The organism is Microbispora sp. H10830 (assembly GCF_014161375.1).
GTDB lineage: Bacteria > Actinomycetota > Actinomycetes > Streptosporangiales > Streptosporangiaceae > Microbispora > Microbispora catharanthi.
Map to the genome: position 1 here is coordinate 261,723 of NZ_JABBWX010000008.1, position 20,690 is coordinate 282,412.

Annotated in this window: 19 protein-coding genes; 8 read left to right on the forward strand and 11 right to left on the reverse strand. The window is 73.9% G+C overall.

Translation table 11 applies throughout. The annotated features are described in order from the left end of the window. The first annotated feature begins 61 nt into the window (after window positions 1-61). The 4 genes from HHX35_RS21885 to HHX35_RS21900 all read left to right on the forward strand — a co-directional run bounded on the left by HHX35_RS21885 (window position 62) and on the right by HHX35_RS21900 (window position 3,242). On the forward strand, window positions 62-298 hold the full coding sequence (locus tag HHX35_RS21885) for a hypothetical protein (RefSeq protein WP_139577522.1): 237 nt from the start codon (window positions 62-64) through the stop codon (window positions 296-298). Between the two features lie 51 nt (window positions 299-349). Continuing rightward, window positions 350-1,087, forward strand: a complete 738-nt coding sequence (locus tag HHX35_RS21890; protein ID WP_182900595.1) for a class I SAM-dependent methyltransferase — start codon at window positions 350-352, stop codon at window positions 1,085-1,087. After that, entirely contained in the window at window positions 1,087-2,106 is a 1,020-nt protein-coding gene (locus HHX35_RS21895) for an iron-containing redox enzyme family protein (protein WP_182900596.1), read from the forward strand. The genes HHX35_RS21890 and HHX35_RS21895 overlap by 1 nt, the downstream gene beginning before the upstream one ends. Window positions 2,107-2,198: 92 nt before the next feature. Beyond that, window positions 2,199-3,242 (forward strand): glycosyltransferase family 2 protein, encoded by a 1,044-nt coding sequence (locus HHX35_RS21900; protein WP_182900597.1) that lies wholly within the window; start codon window positions 2,199-2,201, stop codon window positions 3,240-3,242. Here HHX35_RS21900 and HHX35_RS21905 read toward each other — a convergent pair. Together HHX35_RS21905 and HHX35_RS21910 are read right to left on the reverse strand one after the other, a co-directional pair. Beyond that, the gene (locus tag HHX35_RS21905; RefSeq protein ID WP_310739212.1) at window positions 3,191-3,433 is read right to left on the reverse strand and encodes a CDGSH iron-sulfur domain-containing protein; all 243 of its coding nucleotides are present in this window, start codon (window positions 3,431-3,433) and stop codon (window positions 3,191-3,193) included. The two genes, HHX35_RS21900 and HHX35_RS21905, sit on opposite strands and share 52 nt — an antisense overlap. A gap of 55 nt (window positions 3,434-3,488) precedes the next feature. Continuing rightward, window positions 3,489-4,385, reverse strand: a complete 897-nt coding sequence (locus HHX35_RS21910) for a PT domain-containing protein (RefSeq protein WP_182900598.1) — start codon at window positions 4,383-4,385, stop codon at window positions 3,489-3,491. Here HHX35_RS21910 and HHX35_RS21915 point away from each other — a divergent pair. Continuing rightward, a complete protein-coding gene (locus tag HHX35_RS21915; protein ID WP_182900599.1) occupies window positions 4,357-4,863 on the forward strand; it encodes a hypothetical protein in 507 nt (168 codons plus the stop codon). The genes HHX35_RS21910 and HHX35_RS21915 overlap by 29 nt on opposite strands. Before the next feature lie 828 nt (window positions 4,864-5,691). On the opposite strand, the gene HHX35_RS21920 is transcribed toward HHX35_RS21915, so the two are convergent. Genes HHX35_RS21920 through HHX35_RS21930 form a run of 3 tightly spaced genes read right to left on the reverse strand, consistent with a single transcriptional unit; the run spans window position 5,692 to window position 9,778 of the window. Beyond that, window positions 5,692-6,444, reverse strand: coding sequence for a hypothetical protein (locus HHX35_RS21920; RefSeq protein ID WP_182900600.1), 753 nt, complete (start codon window positions 6,442-6,444; stop codon window positions 5,692-5,694). Beyond that, window positions 6,444-7,424, reverse strand: a complete 981-nt coding sequence (locus HHX35_RS21925; protein ID WP_139577529.1) for a MinD/ParA family protein — start codon at window positions 7,422-7,424, stop codon at window positions 6,444-6,446. The genes HHX35_RS21920 and HHX35_RS21925 overlap by 1 nt, the downstream gene beginning before the upstream one ends. 38 nt (window positions 7,425-7,462) lie before the next feature. Continuing rightward, window positions 7,463-9,778: a hypothetical protein gene (locus HHX35_RS21930; protein ID WP_182900601.1), complete on the reverse strand. Its 2,316-nt coding sequence runs from the start codon at window positions 9,776-9,778 to the stop codon at window positions 7,463-7,465. Between the two features lie 542 nt (window positions 9,779-10,320). Between HHX35_RS21930 and HHX35_RS21935 the strand changes: the two genes are divergently transcribed. Next, window positions 10,321-11,634 carry a deoxyribodipyrimidine photo-lyase gene (locus HHX35_RS21935; RefSeq protein ID WP_310739213.1) on the forward strand — a complete coding sequence of 438 codons (1,314 nt, stop codon included), beginning with the start codon at window positions 10,321-10,323 and terminating at the stop codon, window positions 11,632-11,634. Here HHX35_RS21935 and HHX35_RS43650 read toward each other — a convergent pair. Next, entirely contained in the window at window positions 11,595-12,515 is a 921-nt protein-coding gene (locus tag HHX35_RS43650; protein ID WP_310739214.1) for an AraC family transcriptional regulator, read from the reverse strand. The genes HHX35_RS21935 and HHX35_RS43650 overlap by 40 nt on opposite strands. 166 nt (window positions 12,516-12,681) lie before the next feature. Between HHX35_RS43650 and HHX35_RS21945 the strand changes: the two genes are divergently transcribed. Then, window positions 12,682-13,458 carry an alpha/beta fold hydrolase gene (locus HHX35_RS21945; RefSeq protein WP_220505718.1) on the forward strand — a complete coding sequence of 259 codons (777 nt, stop codon included), beginning with the start codon at window positions 12,682-12,684 and terminating at the stop codon, window positions 13,456-13,458. Between the two features lie 4 nt (window positions 13,459-13,462). Here HHX35_RS21945 and HHX35_RS21950 read toward each other — a convergent pair whose 3' ends face one another. After that, window positions 13,463-14,377: an NADP-dependent oxidoreductase gene (locus HHX35_RS21950; RefSeq protein ID WP_182900603.1), complete on the reverse strand. Its 915-nt coding sequence runs from the start codon at window positions 14,375-14,377 to the stop codon at window positions 13,463-13,465. Beyond that, window positions 14,374-14,991 (reverse strand): TetR/AcrR family transcriptional regulator, encoded by a 618-nt coding sequence (locus HHX35_RS21955; RefSeq protein WP_182900604.1) that lies wholly within the window; start codon window positions 14,989-14,991, stop codon window positions 14,374-14,376. Before HHX35_RS21955 ends, HHX35_RS21950 begins: the two co-directional genes overlap by 4 nt. Before the next feature lie 69 nt (window positions 14,992-15,060). Between HHX35_RS21955 and HHX35_RS21960 the strand changes: the two genes are divergently transcribed. Then, window positions 15,061-15,468 (forward strand): PPOX class F420-dependent oxidoreductase, encoded by a 408-nt coding sequence (locus HHX35_RS21960; protein WP_182900605.1) that lies wholly within the window; start codon window positions 15,061-15,063, stop codon window positions 15,466-15,468. Here the strand turns inward: HHX35_RS21960 and selB are convergent. The 3 genes from selB to HHX35_RS21975 form a co-directional block, all read right to left on the reverse strand. Next, on the reverse strand, window positions 15,460-17,250 hold the full coding sequence (selB, locus tag HHX35_RS21965; protein ID WP_182900606.1) for a selenocysteine-specific translation elongation factor: 1,791 nt from the start codon (window positions 17,248-17,250) through the stop codon (window positions 15,460-15,462). The genes HHX35_RS21960 and selB overlap by 9 nt on opposite strands. After that, entirely contained in the window at window positions 17,250-18,539 is a 1,290-nt protein-coding gene (gene selA / locus HHX35_RS21970) for an L-seryl-tRNA(Sec) selenium transferase (RefSeq protein WP_182900607.1), read from the reverse strand. The genes selB and selA overlap by 1 nt, the downstream gene beginning before the upstream one ends. A gap of 100 nt (window positions 18,540-18,639) precedes the next feature. After that, the gene (locus HHX35_RS21975) at window positions 18,640-20,484 is read right to left on the reverse strand and encodes a hypothetical protein (protein WP_182900608.1); all 1,845 of its coding nucleotides are present in this window, start codon (window positions 20,482-20,484) and stop codon (window positions 18,640-18,642) included. Window positions 20,485-20,690: the final 206 nt, after the last annotated feature.

A 20,690-nucleotide genomic window follows, 5' to 3' on the forward strand; every position in this document is an offset into this window, starting at 1 on the left:
CGTGTACGGCCAGGTCGCAGGGGTAGGCGGAGGGGGTCGATCGGGGCCGGAAGGAGATGTCATGAGTGTCGTCGGCCGGGACGAGGTCCGGGCGCTGCTGGAGTCGCCGTTGCCCGACGCGACGCTGGTGCTGGTGGGCGGGCGGTGCGAGGTCGTGCCGGAGTCGCGCGCCGAGGGCCTCGTGATCGCCGGCAGGCGCGACCTGGAGAGCCTGCTGGGAGACGGCCCGGTGGACGACCGGCGGCTCGGCGAGCTCGCGGACCGGCTCGACACGGTCGCCCGCGACCTGGGGGCGTGACGGGCCGACCGGCAGCCCCAGAGCGCGTGCCGGTCGTGTTGGGGGGAACGCATGGGGGAGTTCGATGCGTCCGCGTACGGGCGGACGATCGCCGACGTCTACGACGAGATGGTGGAGCACCTGCCCACCGGTCCGGCGATCGAGCGCGTCTCCCGGCTGGCCGAGGGAGGGCCCGTCCTGGAGTTCGGGATCGGCACCGGCAGGCTGGCGCTCCCTCTCGCCGCCCGCGGCCTGGCCGTGGCGGGTGTCGACGGGTCGCCCGACATGGTGGCGGTCCTTCGCGACAAGCCCGGCGGTGACCGCATTCCGGTCACGGTGGGCGACTTCTCCGAGGTCCGGGTCGAGGGGCGGTTCGCGCTCGTCCTGCTGGCCTTCAACACCGTCTTCGCGTTGCCCTCCCAGGACGCCCAGGTGCGGTGCTTCCACAATGCGGCGGCCCATCTGCGGCCCGGGAGGCGCTTCGTGATCGAGGCGTGGGTGCCGGATCCCGCGGCCTTCCGCGACCGGACGTCGCTGCGGCTGCTGTCGCTCGGCGAGGACGAGGTCGTCGTCGAGGCCGCCCGGCTGAGCCCGGCCGAGCAGTTCATGCACACCACGAAACTGCGGATGACCGCGGACGGCCTGCGGTTGCTGCCGGCCGACCACCGCTACGCCTGGCCGTGCGAGCTGGACCTCATGGCCCGCCTCGCGGGGATGGCGCGGGAGCACCGCTGGGCCGACTGGTCCGGCACCCCTTTCACGGACGACAGCCGCGCCCACGTGTCCGTCTACCGCCTGCTGGAGAGCTGATGCAGTTGCCCGCGCCCAGAGGCCCGCTCACCGACCGGCTCTTCGCGGAGCTGGCCCGGCCGCCTCACGCTTTCGGCCCGCCGCCCCCCGGCCCGTACGACGACCCATGCGGCGACCCGTACGGCGACGAGGAGGACGCCCAGCTCGCGCTGTTCGTCTGTTACGAGCTGCACTACCAGGGCTTCGACGGCGTCGACGACCGCTGGGAGTGGAACCCGTCGGTGCTGGCCCTGCGGGAGCGCCTGGAGACGTGGTTCGAGGGGTGGCTGGCCCGGCGCGTGTCCCGCCCGCCCGCTCCACCGCCGCGGGAGGTGCCCCGGGCCCTGGAGGCGCTGGTGGCGTCCGACGACGGCCCCTCCCTGTCGGCGTACCTGCGTGGGAGAGGCGACGCCGCGCAGTTCCGCGAGTTCGTGGTCCACCGGTCGATCTACCAGCTCAAGGAGGCCGACCCCCACACGTGGGGCATCCCGCGCCTGCTCGGGCGGCCGAAGGCCGCGCTGGTGGAGATCCAGTCCGACGAGTACGGCGGGGGCAGGCCGGAGCGCATGCACGCCGAGCTGTTCCGCGCGACCATGCGGGGGCTCGGGCTCGACGACTCCTACGGCGCCTACCTGGGCAGCGTCCCCGGCGTGACGTTCGCGATCAGCAACGTCATGTCGCTGTTCGGGCTGCACCGCCATCACCGGGGCGCGCTCCTCGGGCACCTCGCGGCGTTCGAGATGACCTCGTCGCTCCCCAACCGCCGCTACAGCCAGGGCCTGCGGCGGCTGGGCGGCGACGCCGGCGCGCGCCGCTACTACGACGAGCACGTGCAGGCCGACGCCGTACACGAGCAGATCGCCGCGCACGACATGTGCGGCGCGTTCGCCGCGGAACACCCCGGCCTGACCGGCGACATCCTGTACGGCGCCGCCTGCGCGCTGACCCTCGACCGGCTCTTCGCGGAGCATCTGCTGGGCCGCTGGCGGGAAGGGCGCACCTCCCTGTGGCGGGCCGACGCCGAGGTGTCGATGCGATGATCATGCACGGCCGCCGCCCACCCGAGTCAGGCCCTGTCACAGAGTCGGGCCCTGTCACAGAATCGAGCCCTGTCCCAGCGGAGATCGACTACGTGCTGCCGCTGCGCTGGCACGACGACGCCGGGCTTGCGGAGCTGACCGGCTACCTGCGCGGCCTGTCCCGGCACGCCCGGATCGTGGTGGTCGACGGCTCGCCGCCGCCCCTGTTCGAAGGGCACGCGCGCCTGTGGCGCGGCATCGCCGAGCACGTGCGGCCCGACGACGACCTGACCGTCGCGAACGGCAAGGTGGCGGGCGTGCTCACCGGCATGCGCCGCGCCCGGGGCGAGCACGTCGTCATCGCCGACGACGACGTACGTTACGACGCGGGCGCGCTCGCCCGGGTCCACGCCCTGCTCGACCACGCCGACCTCGTCCGCCCGCAGAACCACTTCCACCCGCTCCCCTGGCACGCCCGCTGGGACAGCGCCCGCACCCTGCTCAACCGCGGCCTCGGGGCGGACTATCCGGGGACCTTCGGCGTACGCCGCTCGACGTTCGAGAAGATGGGCGGCTACGACGGCGACGTGCTGTTCGAGAACCTGGAACTCATCCGCACGGTCCGTGCCCACGGCGGCCGGGAGGTCCGCCCGCTCGACCTGTACGTGCGGCGCCTGCCGCCCGGCACCCGCCGGTTCTGGTCCCAGCGGGTCCGGCAGGCGTACGACGACCTGGCGCAACCCGCGCGGATGGCGGTCTTCCTCGCCGTCCTCCCCTGCGTGGGCGCGGCTTTGCGGCGACGCCGGCCGGAGTTGATCGCGGCGGGCGCGGTGGCGGCGGTCGGCCTGGCGGAGATCGGACGCCGCCGCGCCGGAGGCCGCCGGATCTTCCCCGCCGCGGCCAGCCTGTTCGCGCCGGTCTGGGTGCTCGAGCGCGCCACCTGCAGTTGGGCGGCCCTGGCCGCCAGGTTCGCGCTCGGCGGCGTGCCGTACGCGGGGCGGCGCCTGCGGGTCGCCGCGCACTCGACGCGCCGGCTCCACCGCCGGGCACTTCAGGCGTCCGTCCCTTCCGGATCGGGCGTTGCCTGGCGGTGGTCGGGGCTTCGTCAGCCGGGCGGATCGGGCTCGCTCGTCGCGCGGAAGCCGACCGCCTTGTGAGAGCCGTCGCAGAACGGCTTGGTCGAGGACCGGCCGCAGCGGCACAGCGCCACCGTGGCCCTGCCCGGATCGATGCGCCGCCCGTCCTGCGTCATGAGCGTGAACGGCCCGCGCACCAGCAGCGGGCCGTCCTCGCAGGGCGTCACCGTGACCGCCGTCACCATGACCGGGTCCTCCGCCATGTGCTCCATGCGGTGCAGCCTGCCCGGGACGGTGACGGCATAACAGGTGGTCGGCGGCGCACGGTCAGTCCCATCTCGCGCAGTGGGCGGAGGGGCTGAAGGCCCAGCATCCGGCCCGGCCCGCGTCCGGTTCCTCCGCCGCGAGTGCGAACCCGGCGAACGGCGCGCGGAACGCGCCGGGGACGCCCGACGGGCTGGGCACGCCCGACTTCACGCTCGGCGGGGCGAAGGCCCACCGCGGCGTCGCCGTGCCGCCCGTCCGCCCGCCGCCCGAGAACTCGTGGGAGTGCCCGGCCGTACGGCTCCGCCAGGGCGCCAGGCTCCAGCAGCCGGCCGTGCCGTCGTCCCCGCATCGATCATGCGCCTGGGCGACCAGCGGCGGCAGCGGCAGATATCCCGGGATCGCGATCGGCGCGGTCGGCGGCTGTCCGGCCGCGGGAGGCGGCACCGCCGCGGACCGGCCGGTGAGCGACGGCGCGGGACTCTCCCACGCCGCGCTGCCCGGGGACGTCGGGAGGGCCGTGGGAACCCTGGGAACTGTGGGAGTGGTGGGAGCAGTGGGAGACGTGGGCGTCACGGGTGGAAGGGCCGTCCGCGTCGGCGTCGCCGTACCGCCCGCCTGCGGGACGGCGGGCGGAGTGGCGGCGGGAAGCGCGGTCGAGGTGACGGTCGCGCTCGGCTTGGGCTCCTGAGACTGCTGCTGCGTCGGCTTGTGCGTCGGTCTGTCGCTCGCCGTCGGCTTGGCGGTGGGTTTGTCTGTGGGCTTGCCCGTGGGCTTGGCCGTCGGCTTGCCCGAGGGCTTGGCGGTGGGTTTGTCTGTGGGCTTGCCCGTCGGCTTGGCGGTGGGCTTGTCCGTCGGCTTGTCTGTGGGCTTGCCCGTGGGCTTGTCCGTCGGCTTCCCTGTGGCCGTGGGGCTCGGTTGGGGGTTCGCCGTGGAGCCCGGGCCGGGCGAGACGCTCACCGACACGGTCGCGTGCGGGGTGGCCTGCGGCGTCGCCGTCGAGGCGGGCCCGTTGCCCGGTGTGGCCGCGGTCGCGCCGCTCGCGGCCGGTGCGGGAGTCGCCGTCGAGGCGGGCCCGCTGCTCGCGGTCGGCGCGGGCGCCCCCTTACCGGTCTGGCCGGAGGTGGCGGTGGCAGCGCCGCCGGCCGTCGGCTTCGGAGCCGACGCGGCGCCCTGCCCGCCGTTCGGCGCCGGCTTCCCCTGCCCGACCGGCGCGGCCAGGGCCTTCGTCATGGGGCCGCTGCTCGCGGTGGCGACGGGCCCCTGTGGAGCTGATGGCGAGGGAACCGGCGGCGTCGCCGTGCCACCGGGCGTGTCCGGCGACGGAGTGGCCGGTGGCGGCGGAGCGGAGCCCTCGGCGCGCCCGTCGCCGCCCGCGTGGCGCGACATGCCGATCCGCCGGTCGTCGCTGCTGCCGCCGGACCCGTGGCGGCCGTAAGCACGGGAGTCGCGAGCCGTCTGGTCGCCCGTGACGCGGTTCCGAGCATCACGGTCCTGATCACGCGACTCGTTGGCCGTCCGGTCTCCGGTGGGGGTGCCTTTCGATCCGGCGCCCACGGCGACGCCGGACGACCCGGAAGACGGTCCCGCGGACTCGTGTGACTTCCCTGACGGGCCATCGGGACTGCCGGACGAGCCGCCAGAGGCACCGGAACCGGCCTTGTCCGCCGCTTGCGGGTCAGGCGCGGCGTCGCCCGCTGCCTTCGCGGTGTCATCGGACTGGTTCGAGGCGCCGGGCGAGGAGTCGTCGTGCGTAGAACCGGACGAACCGCCTGGGCCGCCCGGCGAATCCTGCGCCGTACCCGACGCACCGCCGGAACCGCCGGAGGAGTCGTGGGCCGTGCCGGACGAGCCGCCAGAGGCACCGGAACCGGCCTTGTCTGCCGCTTGCGGGTCAGGCGCGGCGTCGCCGGCTGCCTTCGCGGGGCCGTCCTGCGGGCTGTTGCCCGCGTCGGCGCTCGCGCCGTCGGCCTCGCCGGCCGAGCCGCCGGAACCGTTCGAGCCGCCGGAACCGCCCGACGCCGAATCAGACGCCGAATCAGACGAGGACGACGAGGCGTTGCCGGGCTCGTCGGAGGTGGGCGCGGCCAGGGGGGCGGCGCCTTCTATCGGTTGGGGGGCGTCCAGGCCGGGCTCGGCCACGGCGGCCCAGGGCTGCGCGACGACGGCGCCGCCGGTCGCGGATACCGCGGCCAGGAGCAGGCCGGAGACCAGGGTGGCGCGCCGGGAGGACATTCGGGGGGTCATTGAGGGGCTCTTCCTCGATCTAGGGAGTGGGCCGGGGACCGATGAGGGACTTCCAGCCCGCCGCGGCGAACTCGGGCGTCCCTGGGAGAGCGGCTGCGGGCACGGACGGGGGCGTCGGGTCGGGGATGTTCACCCAGTCGCCCTTGTTCGCACCGCGCATATCGGGTTTCCACGCCATCAGCAGGCTCATGGCGTAGGGGCTGGAGTAGACGGGGCCGGTGGCACCGGCGCCCGTGGTCGCCGTCACCTGCACCAGGACGGAGACCTGCACCTGGTCCTCGGAGCGGACCTTCCACTGGACGCCGATCGTCTGCGTCCGCAGGGCCGCCCCGGCGGGGAGTTCGCCTTCGGGGGGAAGGCCGAGGGTCTCCCGCCAGCCGCGTACGGCGTCGCGAGCACCCTCGCGTGCCGCCTCACGCTGGTCCGGCGGGGCGTACAGCGCGGCCGCCTGTTCCGCCTGGCCGACGTCGAGCGTCCAGGCGGCCTCCAGGGCGGCGGCCGCGGCGGACGCCGCCCCGATCTCGCTGTGGGGGAAGCCGACGGGATAGCCTCCGTCGCCCTCGTGACCGGTCGGCGCCGCCAGCGCGACGGACGGCGCGACGACGCGCGCCGGCGTGGACGGCGCCTCGGCGTGCCGGGTCTGCAGCACGATCACCGCGACGGCGACGACGGTGACGACCCCCGCGATGGCGACGATCAGGTGCCGGGGATCCCACCGTCGCGGCGGTCCCAGGTCCCAGTCGAGCGCCGGATCGGGGATGACCGGTCCCACTACTTGCTCCGGTCCGGCCGCTGTGAGAACGCCTGCCCGGCAGCCGCGGCGAGGCGCAGGTACGCGCCGCGGGTGGTGGGCCGCAGCCGGGACAGGTCGACCTCCGCGCCCTCCTTGAGATGCGGGTCGAACGGCACCCGCACCACCGCGCGGCAGCGTCCGGCGAAGTGGCGTTCGAGCAGGTCGACGTCCACGTGCGACTTCGGCTCGACCGCGTTCAGCACGACGATGGCGTTCTTGACGAGGTGGCCGTGGCCGTGGGCGGTGAGCCAGTCGAGGGTCGCGGCGGCCGAGCTCGCGCCGTCCACGGCGACCATGGTGACCAGCACGATCTGGTCGGCGAGCTCCAGCGTGGCGCCCATGGCGCCGTGCAGGAGCCCGGTGCCGCAGTCGGTGATGCAGATCGAGTAGTAGCGCTCGATCAGATTGGCGACCGTACGGTAGTCCTCGGCGTTGAACGCCTCGCTTACGGCCGGGTCGGTGTCGGACGCGAGCACCTCCAGCCGGGCGGACGACTGCGAGGTGAACGCGCGGGCGTCGGCGTACCGGACGATGTGCGGCGCCTCGGCCAGCAGAGTCCGGATCGTCGCCGCGGTCTCCGACTTGACCTTGATGCCGAGCGTCCCCCTGTCGGGGTTGGCGTCGATGGCGATCACCCGGTCGCCGCGCAGCGAGGCCAGCGTGTTGCCCAGCGCCGCCGTCGTCGTGGTCTTCCCCACCCCGCCCTTCAGGCTCATGACCGCGATCCTGTGGTGACCGCTCGCGACGGGCGTCTGGGCCTGGGCGATCAGCGTGCGCCGTTCCAGCTCCGCCGCCGATTCCGAGGGGATGATCCGCCCGCCGGAGAGCTGGTAGACGAGCCGCCGCCATCCGCCGGTGGGCTCTATGCGGCGGTTGGTCAACAGGTGTTCTGCCGTGAGAGGCACGCTCTCCGGGAACTGCTCGGCGGGAGTGGGCACCGAAGTGTGAATCTCGGTCATGGGGGTCCTTTCACCGAGGACGGGAGGAAACGGGGCGGTCAGCAGGTGCTCCATCGCACGGTGGCGGTGCCTTTGCCCTTCGGGGCGTGCAGTTCGAGCGGTGCCGTCACGGGCGAGGGGACCCCGCACCAGTAGCGGACGCGCATCGCGCGCACGGTGAGCACGTCGGTGTGCCCGGGCTTGAGCGTTCCACTGGACGGCTCGACCACCAGGCCGGGAGCCGATATCCGCCATTTCACGGGTTTTCCGGAGGTCGTCGAGAGAGTGAGGGTTCCCCTCCCGAACGCGTCGAGTGTGACGACGGACGGCGCCTGAACGCCCCAGGCGCCCATCAGGAAGGCGCCGGGGGATGCGGGGGCGTCCGGAGCGGCGCCGCGTCCATCAGGCCGCGTGGCACCCCCGCCTGCGGCGCCCCCGGCCGCGGTGCCCTGTTGCCCGCCGGACTGCGCGGCGCCCCCGGCCGCGGTGCTCTGCCCGCCAGGCTGCGCGGCGCCCCCGGCCCCCGCGGCGGTCGCGGTCACCGTGGCCCGCGGCGTGCCCGAGGCCGTACTCGTGACGCGCTCGCCCACCGCCGCACCACCCGCCGTGGTTCCGCCGGTCGCCGCCCCCTCCGTCGCTGCGCCGCCCACCGCAGCGCCGTCCGTCTGGCCGGTCGCCAAGGGGTTCGCGCCCGTTCCCGCCGGATCGGCGGACGCCTGCGCGACGCTCGCCTCCAGCGACCCCTTCTGGGACTGGGGGGCAGGAGCGAAGAGGTTGATTCCCGTCACGGTCCCCGCCGCCCCCGCGACGACGACGATGACGATCCGTAAGGCCGTCGCCCGGAGCAGCGAGCCGACCCGGGCCAGGACCTCGACGATCCTGATCTGCGCACCGGCGAGCGGCCTGTGGGTGAGGTCCACCTCCCCCGCCGTGTCGGCGACATCGGTGACATCGGCGACGTGGGCGGGGGCGGGAACCGCCTCGGCGGCGTGCGCCAGGGCCTCCCTGGCCCTGATCTGCGAGAGCAGCGCGTTGTAGAGAGGCGTGTCCTGCCCCGGCGGGAGCGCGGCGCCCTCTCCGGAAGCCGGGTGCGCCCCCCGCGCCGGTCCGACCGGTCCGACCGGCCCTGGCGAGCCCGGCCCCCGCGACCCGGGTGAGCTGGGTGAGCCGGTCGCGCCCGACGGCCCGGGGAACGGGTTGGGCCGTTGCGCGCCGCGTGACTTCAACGTCCCCGGCGACCACGGCAGGCTCGGCTGGGTGTCCTCCTGCGAGATGGCCCGCACCGGGCGCTCCGGCGGTTCGGGCCCGGCACCGGCCGCAGTCTCAGTCTCAGCCCCAGTGTTGGCCACACTGTTGGCCGCTGTGTTCGTCACAGGGCCGGCAGGACGCGGCGCCTCCGGCTGCGCGGGCGGGATCAGGCGGCCGGGTCTCGTGTCCTCCCGGGACGGCGGGCGGGGCTCCTCACGGGACACGGCCGGTGACAGGCCGGAATCGGGCGGCACCGACGGCGGAGCGGCCGGAGACGACGCGGGGAACGCCGGTGCGGGGGCGGCAGGAGCGGGCGCGGTGTGCACGGGAGCGGTGCCCACGGGCGCGGACAGCGGCATGCCGAACGACGAGGGAGGCCGGTGCCCCGTCCGCTCCGCCGGAGCGGGCCGGTCCCTGTTCAGGGCGTCCAGGAGTCGTTGCCTGGTCTCAGGCGTGAGGTCGGCGACCGGGGGGCGGGAGAGGATCTGCGGAACGGTGTATCGGATGTTGATGGGCCGCTTGCACACCACGCACGTCACGATGTGGCGGAGCAGCGCCGTACGGGCGGCGCCGAAGTCGGCCGCCTCGCCGTGCTCGTCCGGGAAGACGGCGGCGGCCAGCGGCGCGATCTCCGGACAGATCGGCCGGCCCCGGGCGAGGCCGTCCAGTCCGCTCACGAGGATCTCCACCACGTCCTGGGTACGCGCGATGAGCCTGCCGGCCTCCTTCAGCGGCAGGGCGAGCACGTACACGAGATCCCGAAGCGGGAGTTCGTGGCGGTAGAGCAGGAGCAGCGTCTCCGCGCCCAGGGGGTCCGCCAGGCGCCACGCGCGCCGCACCGCGAGGTGGTCGGGCCCGCCGGGACCGGGACCGGGCAGGAACCCCCGCCCCGGGCCGGTGGCGACCTCACGGCGCAGCGCGGACAGCAGCCAGGCCCGGTCTGAAACGTTCCCGGGCCGTTCGCGGGCGGCACACGACTCCAGCGCGGCGATCACCGCCGCGAGCATGGGGCCGGACTCGAGATGACCGGAGGCGTAGTCGACGAGGTGGGCGCCGTGCTCGTCCACCCATGCCATCCCCCGGCCGGGGTCGAGCGTCAGATCCCCGGCGGGCGGGTTCATGCGCACCGGATCGGGGTGAGGATGACGACGGCGTCATGTTCGGCCAGAGCATCCCTGCGACTTAGGCATCGCACTTGCCTAACAGGAAATCTTGATGCATACCGATACATAGAACGAGATCTTAGACTGACTGCGATGTGTTGGGAAGGAAAAGAACCAGAGAAATCCTGAGTTGAGGATAAGCCGCAAATAACACCGATATGGTCATCCGAAAGGGGCCCAGTCGCAGCACCGTTATCGTCTCCCGACTTGTCTGGAGAAGTTGCGGATCATGCCCACTCTCGCCGCCTCGCAGGCTGGATGACCTGCTCTTTCATTCCGTTTTCGCGCACGTGACCCACCCGGAGATGGACGGGTTTCCCGGCCCGCCTTTCGCCCGTCATCCGTCAGCCACATCCGATGTGAATAGCCTTCATATTTCCGGGGAATAACCAGCATTCCATGCTTTTTCGGCATTACAGCATGCGCACGACCGGTCTCGGCGTGAAGCAGCCTCCGCCGTACGACGAAACGATCTCCCGATTTACTCGGGAGCCGCAACCACCGGCGTGATCGACGGCGAAGAGGTACGCGTGGAGACCGTCGTCGTGCTGTTCAACCGGGACCTGCGAATTCATGATCACCCGGCGCTGTCCGAGGCGTGCGCCGTGGCCCGGCACGTCGTTCCGTTGTTCGTGTTCGACCCCGCGATCGGGGCCAGGCACCGCCGCGACTTCCTCCACGCGTCCCTCCACGACCTGCGGTCGTCCCTGCGCGCGCTCGGCGGGGACCTCGTCGTACGGCACGGCGACCCGGTGGCCCACGCCGTACGGGTCGCCGGGGAGGCCGGCGCGTCGGCGATCTGGGCGAGCGAGGACGTCAGCCCGCTGGCGCAGCGGCGGGAGCGGCGCCTGGCGGAGGAGTGCCGGGCCCACCGGCTGGAGTTCCGCCTCTTCCCCGGCGTGACCGTGGTGCCCCCCGGCGCGCTGCGACCCGGTAGCGGGAGCCACTACCGGGTCTTCTCGCCCTACTGGCGGGCCTGGTCGGCCACCGCGAGACGGCCGGTCCTCGGCGCGCCCCACCGCCTGTGCCTGCCGCCCGGCATCGATGCGGGCCTCCTGTCCGAGACGTCCCCCGAGCCGTACGGGATCGTGCGGGGCGGGGAGAGCGAGGCGCGGCGGCGGCTGGAGCGGTGGGTGGGCGACGGCCTGGCCTCCTACGCCGAGACCCGCGACCGGATGGCGGGGCGCACCTCGATGCTCAGCGCCTACCTCCACTTCGGCTGCGTGTCGCCGTCGGAGGTGGTGGACCGCGCCTGCGAACGGCCGGGCGGCGAGGAGTACGTCAGGCAACTGTGCTGGCGCGACTTCCACTACCAGGTCGTCGACGCCTTCCCCGAGATGGGGCGGCGCGACTACCGGCCGAGGGACGTGGAATGGCGGCGCGACGAGGAGGCGGAGGCCGCCTGGCGGGAGGGCACGACCGGGGTTCCGATCGTGGACGCGGGCATGCGCCAGCTTCGCGCCGAGGGCTGGATGCACAACCGGGTGCGCCTGGTCACCGGCTCCTATCTGACCAAGCGGCTCGGGATCGACTGGCGGGCCGGGCTGGAGCACTTCGCCGAGTGGCTGCTCGACGGCGACATGCCGAACAACTGCGGCAACTGGCAGTGGGTCGCGGGGACGGGCAACGACACCCGGCCCTACCGCACGCTCAACCCCCTGCGCCAGGCGAAGAGATTCGATCCGGAGGGGGAGTACGTGCGGCGCTACGTCCCCGAACTCGCGTCGCTGCCCGGCGACCTGGTCCACGAGCCGTGGAGGGTCCGCGGCGGCGTGCCGGGCTACCCCTCCTCGCCCCTCGGTGGTGAGCTCAGGGCGTGACGGCCGCTGTGCCCGTCTCGCCAGCGGCTGGGCGGCATGCCGGTCTGGCGCTGGAAGAACGTGGTGAAGTTCGCCGGGTCGTCGAAGCCCAGCCGCTGCGCGCATCGCGCGACGGACAGGTCGGTGTGGGCGAGAAGCCGTTTGGCTTCCAACAGGATCCGCTGGTCGAGAAACTGTTTGGCGCCCACTCCGGCCGCCGCGCGGGTGGCCCGGGTGAGGGTGCGGGGCGTGTAGCCGAGCGTGCCCGCGTAGTCGGCCACGTGGTGCCGAGTGGCGAACGACTGTTCCACGGCGGCCCGGAACCGGCGGAACACCTCGTGCTCGGGGCCGTCGGAGCCCGGCGCGGAGCCCGTCTCGGCAACCACCCGCAGCACGAGCGCGGCGAGCAGATGGGCGAGGATCGGCGCCGACGACGGCCGGGGATCCGCCAGGGCGGCCGCGTGCTCCCGGCCCAGGTGGTCGGCGGCGGTCAGGCAGAGGGGCCAGGCGCCCTCGCCGGCCCGCCAGGCGGCGGGGGCGAAGACGTCGGCCGCGGCCTGCGCCGCGGGTCCCGACGCAGGAAGGACGCCCTGCTCGAACAGCACGAGAGACCCGTCGACCCGATCGACGTCGGTCCAGCGGTGCACCACGCCGGGACGGATCCACACGACGGTGCGTCCGCACAGCGGATGGTCCACGAAGTCCGCGGTGTGCCGGCCGCGCCCGGAGCGGATCAGGGCCAGGACGTGGAAGTCGGGACGCTGGGGGCCGGCCCGGCGGCGATCGGGGTCCATGCGCCGCAGCGCGTCGAAGCCGAGCACCTCGACGCCGAAGTCCGGTCCCGGCGCCGGGGCGTAGCGGAGCTGCCGGACACCGGGAAGCTGACCGTTTTCCACAAGCACCGAGCGCCTTTCGACCGGGATCTCCCCGGCCCGTCACCCTAGCGTTTTCTCCGTACCCCTGCACGACAGAGGCGTCGGAGGGCGGAACGCACCACTCGCGTACGCCTGCTCGTGCCATGCATCGGAGGACATGATGACGACGACTTTCACAACTCAGGACGTCCCGGTGAGGGGCGGCACGATCGAGGTGCGCCACCAGGGAGGCGGCACGCCGGCGGCGGTGTTCCTGCCCTACTGGGGCGGGTCGGCCGCGACCTGGGACGCGGTCGTGGAGCGGCTGCCGCGCGAACGCGGCACGGTCCGCTACGACCCGCGCGGGTGGGGCGCGTCACGGGGGCTACCCGGCCCGTACGGCCTTGAGCAGCTCGCCGACGACCTGGCCGCCGTGGTGCGGGAGCTGCGCCTGGAACGGTACGTGCTCGTCGGGCACTCCATGGGCGGCAAGATCGCCCAACTGGCCGCCGCCCGGCGTCCGGCCGGTCTGGCCGGTCTGGTGCTGGTCGCGCCCGCGCCCGCGGAGCCGCCCGCCACCGTCACGCCCGACTACAGGCGGTTCCTCGCCGGCGCCTACGAATCGGCGGAGACCGTCGAACAGGCCATCGACACCGCACTGACCGCTACCGCGATTCCCGGCGCGGTCCGCGAGGCGATCGTGCGCGACAGCCTGGCCGCCGACGACCCCGCGCGCCGGGAGTGGCCCCTCAACGGCATCGCCGCCGACATCACCGCCGCCGCGCGGGCGATCGAGGCTCCCGTGCTGGTGCTCGCCGGCGAACACGACCGGGTCGAGCCGCCGCAGGTGCTCCGCGACCACCTGCTGCCCCACATCCCCCACGCGCGGTTGGGCGTCGTCGCCGGGAGCGGGCACCTGCTGCCCGTGGAGGCGCCGGACGCGGTCGCCACAGCGGTGGACCGATTCATCGCCGCCGTCGCCGAGGGCTGACCGCTCAGAAGATCAGAACGAGCTTGCCGGTGGTGTGGCCGGTCTCGATCAGCCGATGTGCCCGCGCCACCTCCTCGACCGGGATCGCCTCCTGGATCCGCACCTTCAGGTCGCCCTTCTCGTACAGGGCGGTCAGCCGGGCGAGCCGCTCCGCCGAGCGCTCGGTGCCCAGTCGCTGGACCCCGAGCCGCTCGGCGGCGGGCTGGTAGGCGATCGTGCCGGTCCGGGTGCGGTCGGCCACGAGCGCCGCCGAGGCCTCCAGCGCCTCCACGGTCCCGGCCGCGTCGAGCGCGGCGTCCACGCCGTGTGGGGCGGCCGCCCGCACCCGCTCGGCCAGCCCGTCGCCGTACGCCACGGGAATCGCCCCGAGGTCGCGCAGGCAGGCGTGGTTGCGTTCGCTCGCGGTGCCGACGACCGTCGCCCCGAGCGCCCGGGCGATCTGCACGGCGAACGTGCCGACCCCGCCGGCCGCCGCGTGCACGAGCAGGGTGTCACCGGCGCCGACGCGCAGCTTCGCCAGCGCGGTGTCGGCGGTCTGCCCCGACGCCGACAGCACCCCGGCCTCCGGCCACGGCATCGACGCGGGCTTCGCGACCACCTGGCCGGCCGGGACGACGACGTGCTCGGCGTACGACGCGAGCATCGCCCAGCCGACGACCTCGTCGCCCGCGGCCACACCGGTGACGCCCTCCCCGACGGCGTCGACCACGCCCGCGAACTCGTTGCCCAGCCGCTGGGGGAACGTCGCGGGCACGTAGGCGTGGGCGCCCCCGCCGCGGAACAGCGCGTCGAACGGCTGCACGCCCGCCGCCCGCACCCGCACTCTGATCGCCCCCGGCCCCGGCTCGTCCGGCTCCGTCTCGACGACATCGAGCACCTCCGGGCCGCCGTAGGCGGAGAACACGACCGTCCTGCTCACGAGTCTCTCCTCGTCATCGCGGCGAGCTGTCCGACGACCCACTCGCGGTAGTCCTTCGACAGCGGATCGGCGCCGGCGATCCCCTCGACCATCCGGGGCAGCGCGATGGGCGCGAAGGCCAGCGCGTAGGCGACCAGCAGGACGAACTCGGCGTCCAGCTCGCCGGTGATCTCGCCTTCCTCCTGGCGCCGGCGGGTCCGCTCCACGGCCTGGCGCAGCCGGGCCCGCTGCGCCGCCGCCCATTCGTCGTCGCCCGCGGCGGCCGGGCTGTCCCCCAGCGCCTGCCAGACCACGAGCCGGGACCAGTCCGGGTTGTCCAGCGTCGCGTCGAGGTGGGCCGCCACGCTCTGCGCGTACGTCGCGCCGGGCGGCGTCACGCTCTCCTGCGCCCGCGCCCACCTGCGCCGCAGTTCCTCGACGAGCCCCTGCTTTCCGCCGAAGTAGTAGGAGATGAGCTGCTGGTTGACCCCCGCCCGCGCCGCGATGGCGGCCGTGCGGGCTCCTGCGTACCCCTTCGCGCCGAACTCCTCGACCGCCGCCTCCAGGATCCGCTCACGGGTCCGTTCGGCCGCCTTCCCGCGCTCCTGTGGCGCACGCCGTGCTGATGAAGCCATGCGCCGCACCTTAGCCAATCAAGTAGTTGAATGACAAATGTCAATCAACTACTTGATTAGGATGAGCGCATGATCTTCACAGAGCGCGAAATCGAGTACCTCGGCGGTCAGCGGATCGGGCGACTGGCCACGCTCCATCCGAACGGCACGCTCCAGGTCAGCCCGGTCGGGTTCCGCTACAACCATGAGCTGCAGACGATCGACATCGGCGGGCGCGACATGGCGGCCAGCCGCAAGTTCCGCAACGTGCTGGCCAACGGCAAGGTGGCGTTCGTCGTGGACGACCTCCCGTCCACTGATCCCTGGCAGGTGCGCTGCCTGGAGATACGCGGGCACGGCGAGGCGCTCACCGAACCCGCCGGCTCGAAGGCCCCACTGTCCGGCCCGATCATCCGCGTCCATCCGCAGCGGATCATCAGCTTCGGCGTCGATCCCGGCAACCCCGCCGCCGGCAAGCGCGACGTCGCCTCACGTTGACCGGCGGTGGACCTCGTCCACCCGCTCGGTGAGGCCCTCGCGGTCAAGGTGTTCCAGCAGCGGCACCGCGACCCTGCGGCTGGTGCCGAGCGCGCTCCTGGCCTGGCTGACCGTGAACGGCTGCGGCAGCCGGGCCAGCAGCGCCGCGGCCCGTGCGTCGGCGCCCGGCGCGAGCACGACGCCCTCGGCCACGCGCAGCAGCGCCCCGGCGCGTACGGCGGCGGCGAGCTCGCGCGGCCCGAGCCCCAGCGCGGCCAGCCGCCCGGCCTCCGGCGCCTGGAACGGGGCCTCGGCCAGGTCGTCCAGCAGGGCCCGCACCGCCCGGGCGACGGGAGCGGGCAGCCCGGCCGTCCCGGCCACGACGCGGCCCGTCGTGGTGATCCGCCCGTCGGCCACCGTCAGCGGCGGCCGTACGAGCGCCGTGACGAGCCGGCGGTCGGGCAGGCCCAGCTCGTGGCGGGCGGCCTCCACCGGCATGCCGGGCTCCAGGGGATGATCGGCGGCATACCGCCGTACGACCTCGGGGAGCCGGGTGGACAGATCCGACCAGTGATCGGGGTCGGCGTGCCAGCCCGCGGCCACCGGCCGTCCCCCGGGCGGACAGCCCATCGCGGCCAGCTCGCCGTCGCGCAGCAGCAGGTGCGTGCGCAGGAGGGAGGCCGCGTCCGCCGACGCGTCCGCCAGCGCCTTCGCCCGCTCCCTGGCCGCCCCCCGGCGGCGCAGCTCCGGGGGCCGCACGTCGAGCACGGTCGCCCGCGCGAGCACCCGCGGCTCGCCCTGTCCCCGGCCCGGGTCCCGCAGCAGCAGCGCGTCTCCCAGATGCAGGGGAAGCGGCCGGGCCAGGCGCAGCCGGGCCGCCGCCCCCTCGGCCTCGGCGCCGAGCGGGCGCACCTCGCACGGCACCGACGCCGAACCGATGTGAGCGGTGAGCCGGGCGGGCAGGGGCCCGCGGGCGCCTTCCGCCATCGTCACGCGCACGTCGGCCAGGCTCGTCGCCGTCCAGGCGCCGGGCGTGACGAGGGCGTGCCCGCGTTGCGGCGCGATCCGCCCGCGCAGGTTGAGCGCCACCCGCGCGACCCCGGTGACCGACTCGACGTGCTCCTTCAGCGACTCCAGGGCGCGCACCCGCACCGGCTCGCCGTCCAGTTCCAGCTCGTCGCCCACCTCGACGCGGCCGGCGGGCAGCGTGCCGGTCACGACGGTCCCGCTGCCGCGCACGCTGAACGCCCGGTCGATCCACAGCCGCACCGGGGCCCGCGGATCGGGCGCGGGCAGCGCCGCCACCAGCCGGTCGAGGGCGGCGCGCAGCCCCTCCAGGCCCTCGCCGGTGCGCCCGCTGACCGGCAGGGCCTCCACGTCGCCCAGTCCTGCCTCCGCCAGCCGGTCGCGCGCGTCCTCCAGCGCGGGCGCGGGGTCGGCCAGGTCCGCGCGGGTGACGGCGAGCAGGCCGTGCCGTACGCCGAGGGTGCGCAGCGCGACCAGATGCTCCTCCGACTGGGGCATCCATCCCTCGTCGGCCGCGACGACGAACATCACGGCGGGCACCGGGCCGACCCCGGCGAGCATCGTGCCGAGGAACCGCTCGTGCCCGGGCACGTCGACGAACGCCACCCGCTCCCCGGAGGGCAGCGTCGTCCAGGCGTAACCCAGCTCGATCGTGAGCCCGCGCCGCCGCTCCTCCGCCAGCCGGTCGGGCTCCATCCCGGTCAACGCCCGCACCAGCGTCGACTTGCCGTGGTCGACGTGTCCGGCCGTGGCCACGACGTGCGTTCCCGGGGCCATCAGGAGGTCGCCTTCAGGACGGCCGCGAGGACCTCGCCGTCCCGGTCCGGCGGCACGGCGCGCAGGTCGAGCAGCAGGCGGCCCCCCTCGACCCGGCCGACGACCGGCGGCTCGCCCCTCCGCAGCGGTGCGGCCAGCCGTTCCGGCAGGCTCACGGCCACGCTCGGCAGACGCACTCCGGGAGCTCCGCCCCCGCCCACGGTCGCCTCCGCGGGCACGGCCGCCGCGTCCACGCCCGCCTGGCACAGCGCCTTGGCCAGCGCCTCGGCCCGCTCGCCGAGAACGATCGGGTCGGCGTGGAGAGCCTGCCGTACGGGGGGCTCCGGGCCCCGCAGCGTCGCCTCGAGCGCGGCCAGCGTCAGCTTGTCCACGCGCAGCGCGCGGGCGAGCGGGTGCCGTCTGAGCCGTTCGACGAGGTCGCGGCGGCCGAGCAGCAGGCCCGCCTGCGGGCCGCCGAGCAGTTTGTCACCGCTCGAGGTGACCAGGTCGGCGCCGGCCCGCAGCACGCTCGCGGCGTCGGGCTCCCCGGGCAGGAGGGGATCGCGGTCGAGCAGCCCCGAGCCGATGTCGACGACCACGGGCACGCCCAGCCCGGTCAGTTCGGCCACCTCGACCGAGCCGGTGAAGCCCTCGACCCGGAAGTTCGACGGGTGGACCTTGAGCACGAACCCCGTCTGCGGCCCGATCACGTCCTGGAAGTCGGCCAGGGTGGTGCGGTTGGTCGTGCCCACCTCGCGCAGGCGCGCGCCGGTGGACACGAGCAGGTCGGGGATGCGGAAACCGTCGCCGATCTCGACCAGTTCACCCCTGCTGATCACGATTTCCCGCCCGGCGGCGAGCACGGTGGCGGCCAGCACGAGGGCGGCGGCGTTGTTGTTGACCACGTGGACGCCCTCGGCGTCGGGCACGGCCCGGGCGAGCGCCTCGACCGCACCGCGTCCCCGGCGCGCCCGCGCCCCCGTGGTCAGGTCGAACTCCACGTCGGTCGCCCCCGCCGCCACCGTCACCGCCTCGACGGCGGCCGGGGACAGCGGCGCACGACCCAGGTTCGTGTGGAGCAGCACGCCGGTCATGTTGATCACGGGACGGAGGCTCGTGGCGTGGCGCGGCAGCGCGGCCAGCGCGACGTCCGCGACGTCCTCCGGTTCGATCTCGCCCTGCCGCACCCGCTGCTGCGCCCGCACGACCGCGTCCTTGACCGCCGGACGGCCGAGCCGCTCGGTGGCGGCGACCAGCCGCGGATCGGCCAGCACGGCGTCGGTGCGCGGCACCCGCCTCCGTGGATCCACACTTCAAATTACAGCGGTGGCGCACGGCCCGGCCCATGAGGCCGGGCCGTGCGCGGAGGGCACGCCGGGCGGGGGACCAACGGCGTGCCCTGGTTCTTCGTCAGCTCTGGCAGTGGATGGGATAGGCGGCCTGCGCCGTCGGCTTGTTGTGGTTCAAGACCTCGATCTTGACCGTTCCGTCGGTCTTCTCGGCCCGCGTCCAGTACCAGGCCTGGATGCCCAGCACGCCGCTCTCCGGGATCGTGTGGGTAAAGGTCTGCTGGTTCACGCCGTCGACCACCCAGCGGTAGGTGACCTCCGTCCCGGCGGGCGCCTTGAACTCGCCGAAGGCCGTCACGTAGGGGGCGATGACGCAGTCGCCGTAGTAGCCGACGGACTCGATCTCGGTGATCTGCACGGTGCCCGGCGACGGGTCCGGCGCCACGCACGTCCAGGTGTACGGCACCTGCTTGACGGGCTTGTTGTGGTTCAGGATCTCCAGGCGGACGACGCCCGAACCACTGGACCTGGCGTTGCCATACCAGAAGTCGCCGATCGTGCTCCGCACCCCGGGCTTGAGCTGGGCCGTCCTGAGCACGCCCGGCTTGTCATCGACGACCAGGCGATACCTGACCTCCGCGTCGCGGTCCGTCAGGACCATCGCGCTGGCCCGCATGGGGAACGAGCCGTCGCACTCGCCGTTGAAGTGGGGCGTCAGCATGTACTCGACGGTCAGGTTGGCGTCGCCGCCCTCGGCCGCACACGTGAAGGTGAACGCGCGCTGGGCCGGCTGGGCGGGGCCGCCTTCGGCCCGCAGGGCGAGGGTGTGGGAGCCGCTCCGGGTGGAGTCGAGGCTCCAGGTCGCGGACACGTTCTGCACGCGGGGCTGGTCGGCGGCGGGGAAGTCGGCGAACTGTTCCTGCCACATGGAGCCGTCGAGGCTCCACCAGTATCCGACCCTCTGGGCCGCGCCCGCCGGGAGCGAGATCTGGCCGCTGGCCTGGTAGGCGACGGGCTCGATGCAGCTGCCCTCGTAGTCGCCCGGCGTGAGGTCGGCGATCTGCGGCACCGGCGTCTGCACGGGCGGCGGCGTCGGACTCGGGCTCGTGGACGGCCTCGGGCTCGTCGACGGTCTCGGGCTTGTGGGCGAGCTGGGCGAGGGTGACGGGCTCGGCGAGGTCGGCGGCGTGGTCGTGCAGGTCACCGTGTAGGCGGCCCGTCCGGAGTCGCGGCCGCCGGTGTTGACGATGCGGATGGCCTTCCAGCCCGCGGTCGAGCTGCCCACGGCCAGCGGGAGCGTGACCTGCCTGCTGCGCGGGCCCCCCGCCGCGAAGAGGAGCGACTCAAGCCGGCCCTCCCCGGTGCCGCTGTCGATCCAGCGGTAGTAGACCTTGGCGGGCGTACGCGACACCTGGACGGTGCCCGTGAACGTCACCGTCGTGGGGCAGGCGCCCCGATAGGTCGCCGGGCTCGCGCTGACCGCGGCCGCGGCGACCAGCGGTGCGCTCGGCCTGGCGGGCAGCGGGTGGGCGGTGTCCCAGACCACGACGGCGCCGGTGCACCCGACGTCGAAGCGGCCCTTGGCCGACAGCCCCTTCTTGCCGAGGATCTCCACGGCCTGCCAGCCGGAGGTGCTGCGGTCGAACGTCTGACGGTCCCGCACGACCACCTTGCGCGCGCCGTTCACGCGGAAGCTCCTGATGGCGCTCCTGCTCCCGTCACCGCGTACCCAGCGGTAGCGCACGGTTCCCTTCCCCTTCGCCGCCACCACGGCGGAGAAGCCCACAGTGGTGGGGCAGGCGCCGGATCTCGTGGCCGGGCTCGCCTTGACCCTGGCCACGGCCGTCTTGATGACAGGGGCCGGCCTGGGGGCGGCCGATTCGGCAGCGGGGGCTGCGAGCACCGGAGGGGCGGTCAGCAGGCCGCCGAGCAGCGTGGCGCTCAGCAGCGTCGCCGTCCATCTCATCGGGGGTCCTTTTCGTTGTTCACGGAAGTCGTCGCTCATGGGAGACGGGCCATGCTGTCCGGTCCGACTTGGAGATCACTTGACACCGCCTTGTAACTGTCGCCCCAGCCGTTTCCGGCCGTCGTTGACAGAGCCGGAGGCGGATCTTACGGTGCTTCTGTTCGCATTTGAGGAACTAGTTCACATATGTGACCATAGGAGCCGTC

What these genes read in the sequence shown, in the direction of transcription:
- HHX35_RS21905 (WP_310739212.1), bottom strand. Translation starts at nt 3,433, where the DNA reads ATGGAGCACATGGCGGAGGACCCGGTCATGGTGACGGCGGTCACGGTG.
- HHX35_RS21895 (WP_182900596.1), top strand. Translation starts at nt 1,087, where the DNA reads ATGCAGTTGCCCGCGCCCAGAGGCCCGCTCACCGACCGGCTCTTCGCG.
- HHX35_RS21890 (WP_182900595.1), top strand. Translation starts at nt 350, where the DNA reads ATGGGGGAGTTCGATGCGTCCGCGTACGGGCGGACGATCGCCGACGTC.
- HHX35_RS21975 (WP_182900608.1), bottom strand. Translation starts at nt 20,484, where the DNA reads ATGAGATGGACGGCGACGCTGCTGAGCGCCACGCTGCTCGGCGGCCTG.
- selB (WP_182900606.1), bottom strand. Translation starts at nt 17,250, where the DNA reads ATGGCCCCGGGAACGCACGTCGTGGCCACGGCCGGACACGTCGACCAC.
- HHX35_RS21955 (WP_182900604.1), bottom strand. Translation starts at nt 14,991, where the DNA reads ATGGCTTCATCAGCACGGCGTGCGCCACAGGAGCGCGGGAAGGCGGCC.
- HHX35_RS21925 (WP_139577529.1), bottom strand. Translation starts at nt 7,424, where the DNA reads ATGACCGAGATTCACACTTCGGTGCCCACTCCCGCCGAGCAGTTCCCG.
- HHX35_RS21885 (WP_139577522.1), top strand. Translation starts at nt 62, where the DNA reads ATGAGTGTCGTCGGCCGGGACGAGGTCCGGGCGCTGCTGGAGTCGCCG.
- HHX35_RS21960 (WP_182900605.1), top strand. Translation starts at nt 15,061, where the DNA reads ATGATCTTCACAGAGCGCGAAATCGAGTACCTCGGCGGTCAGCGGATC.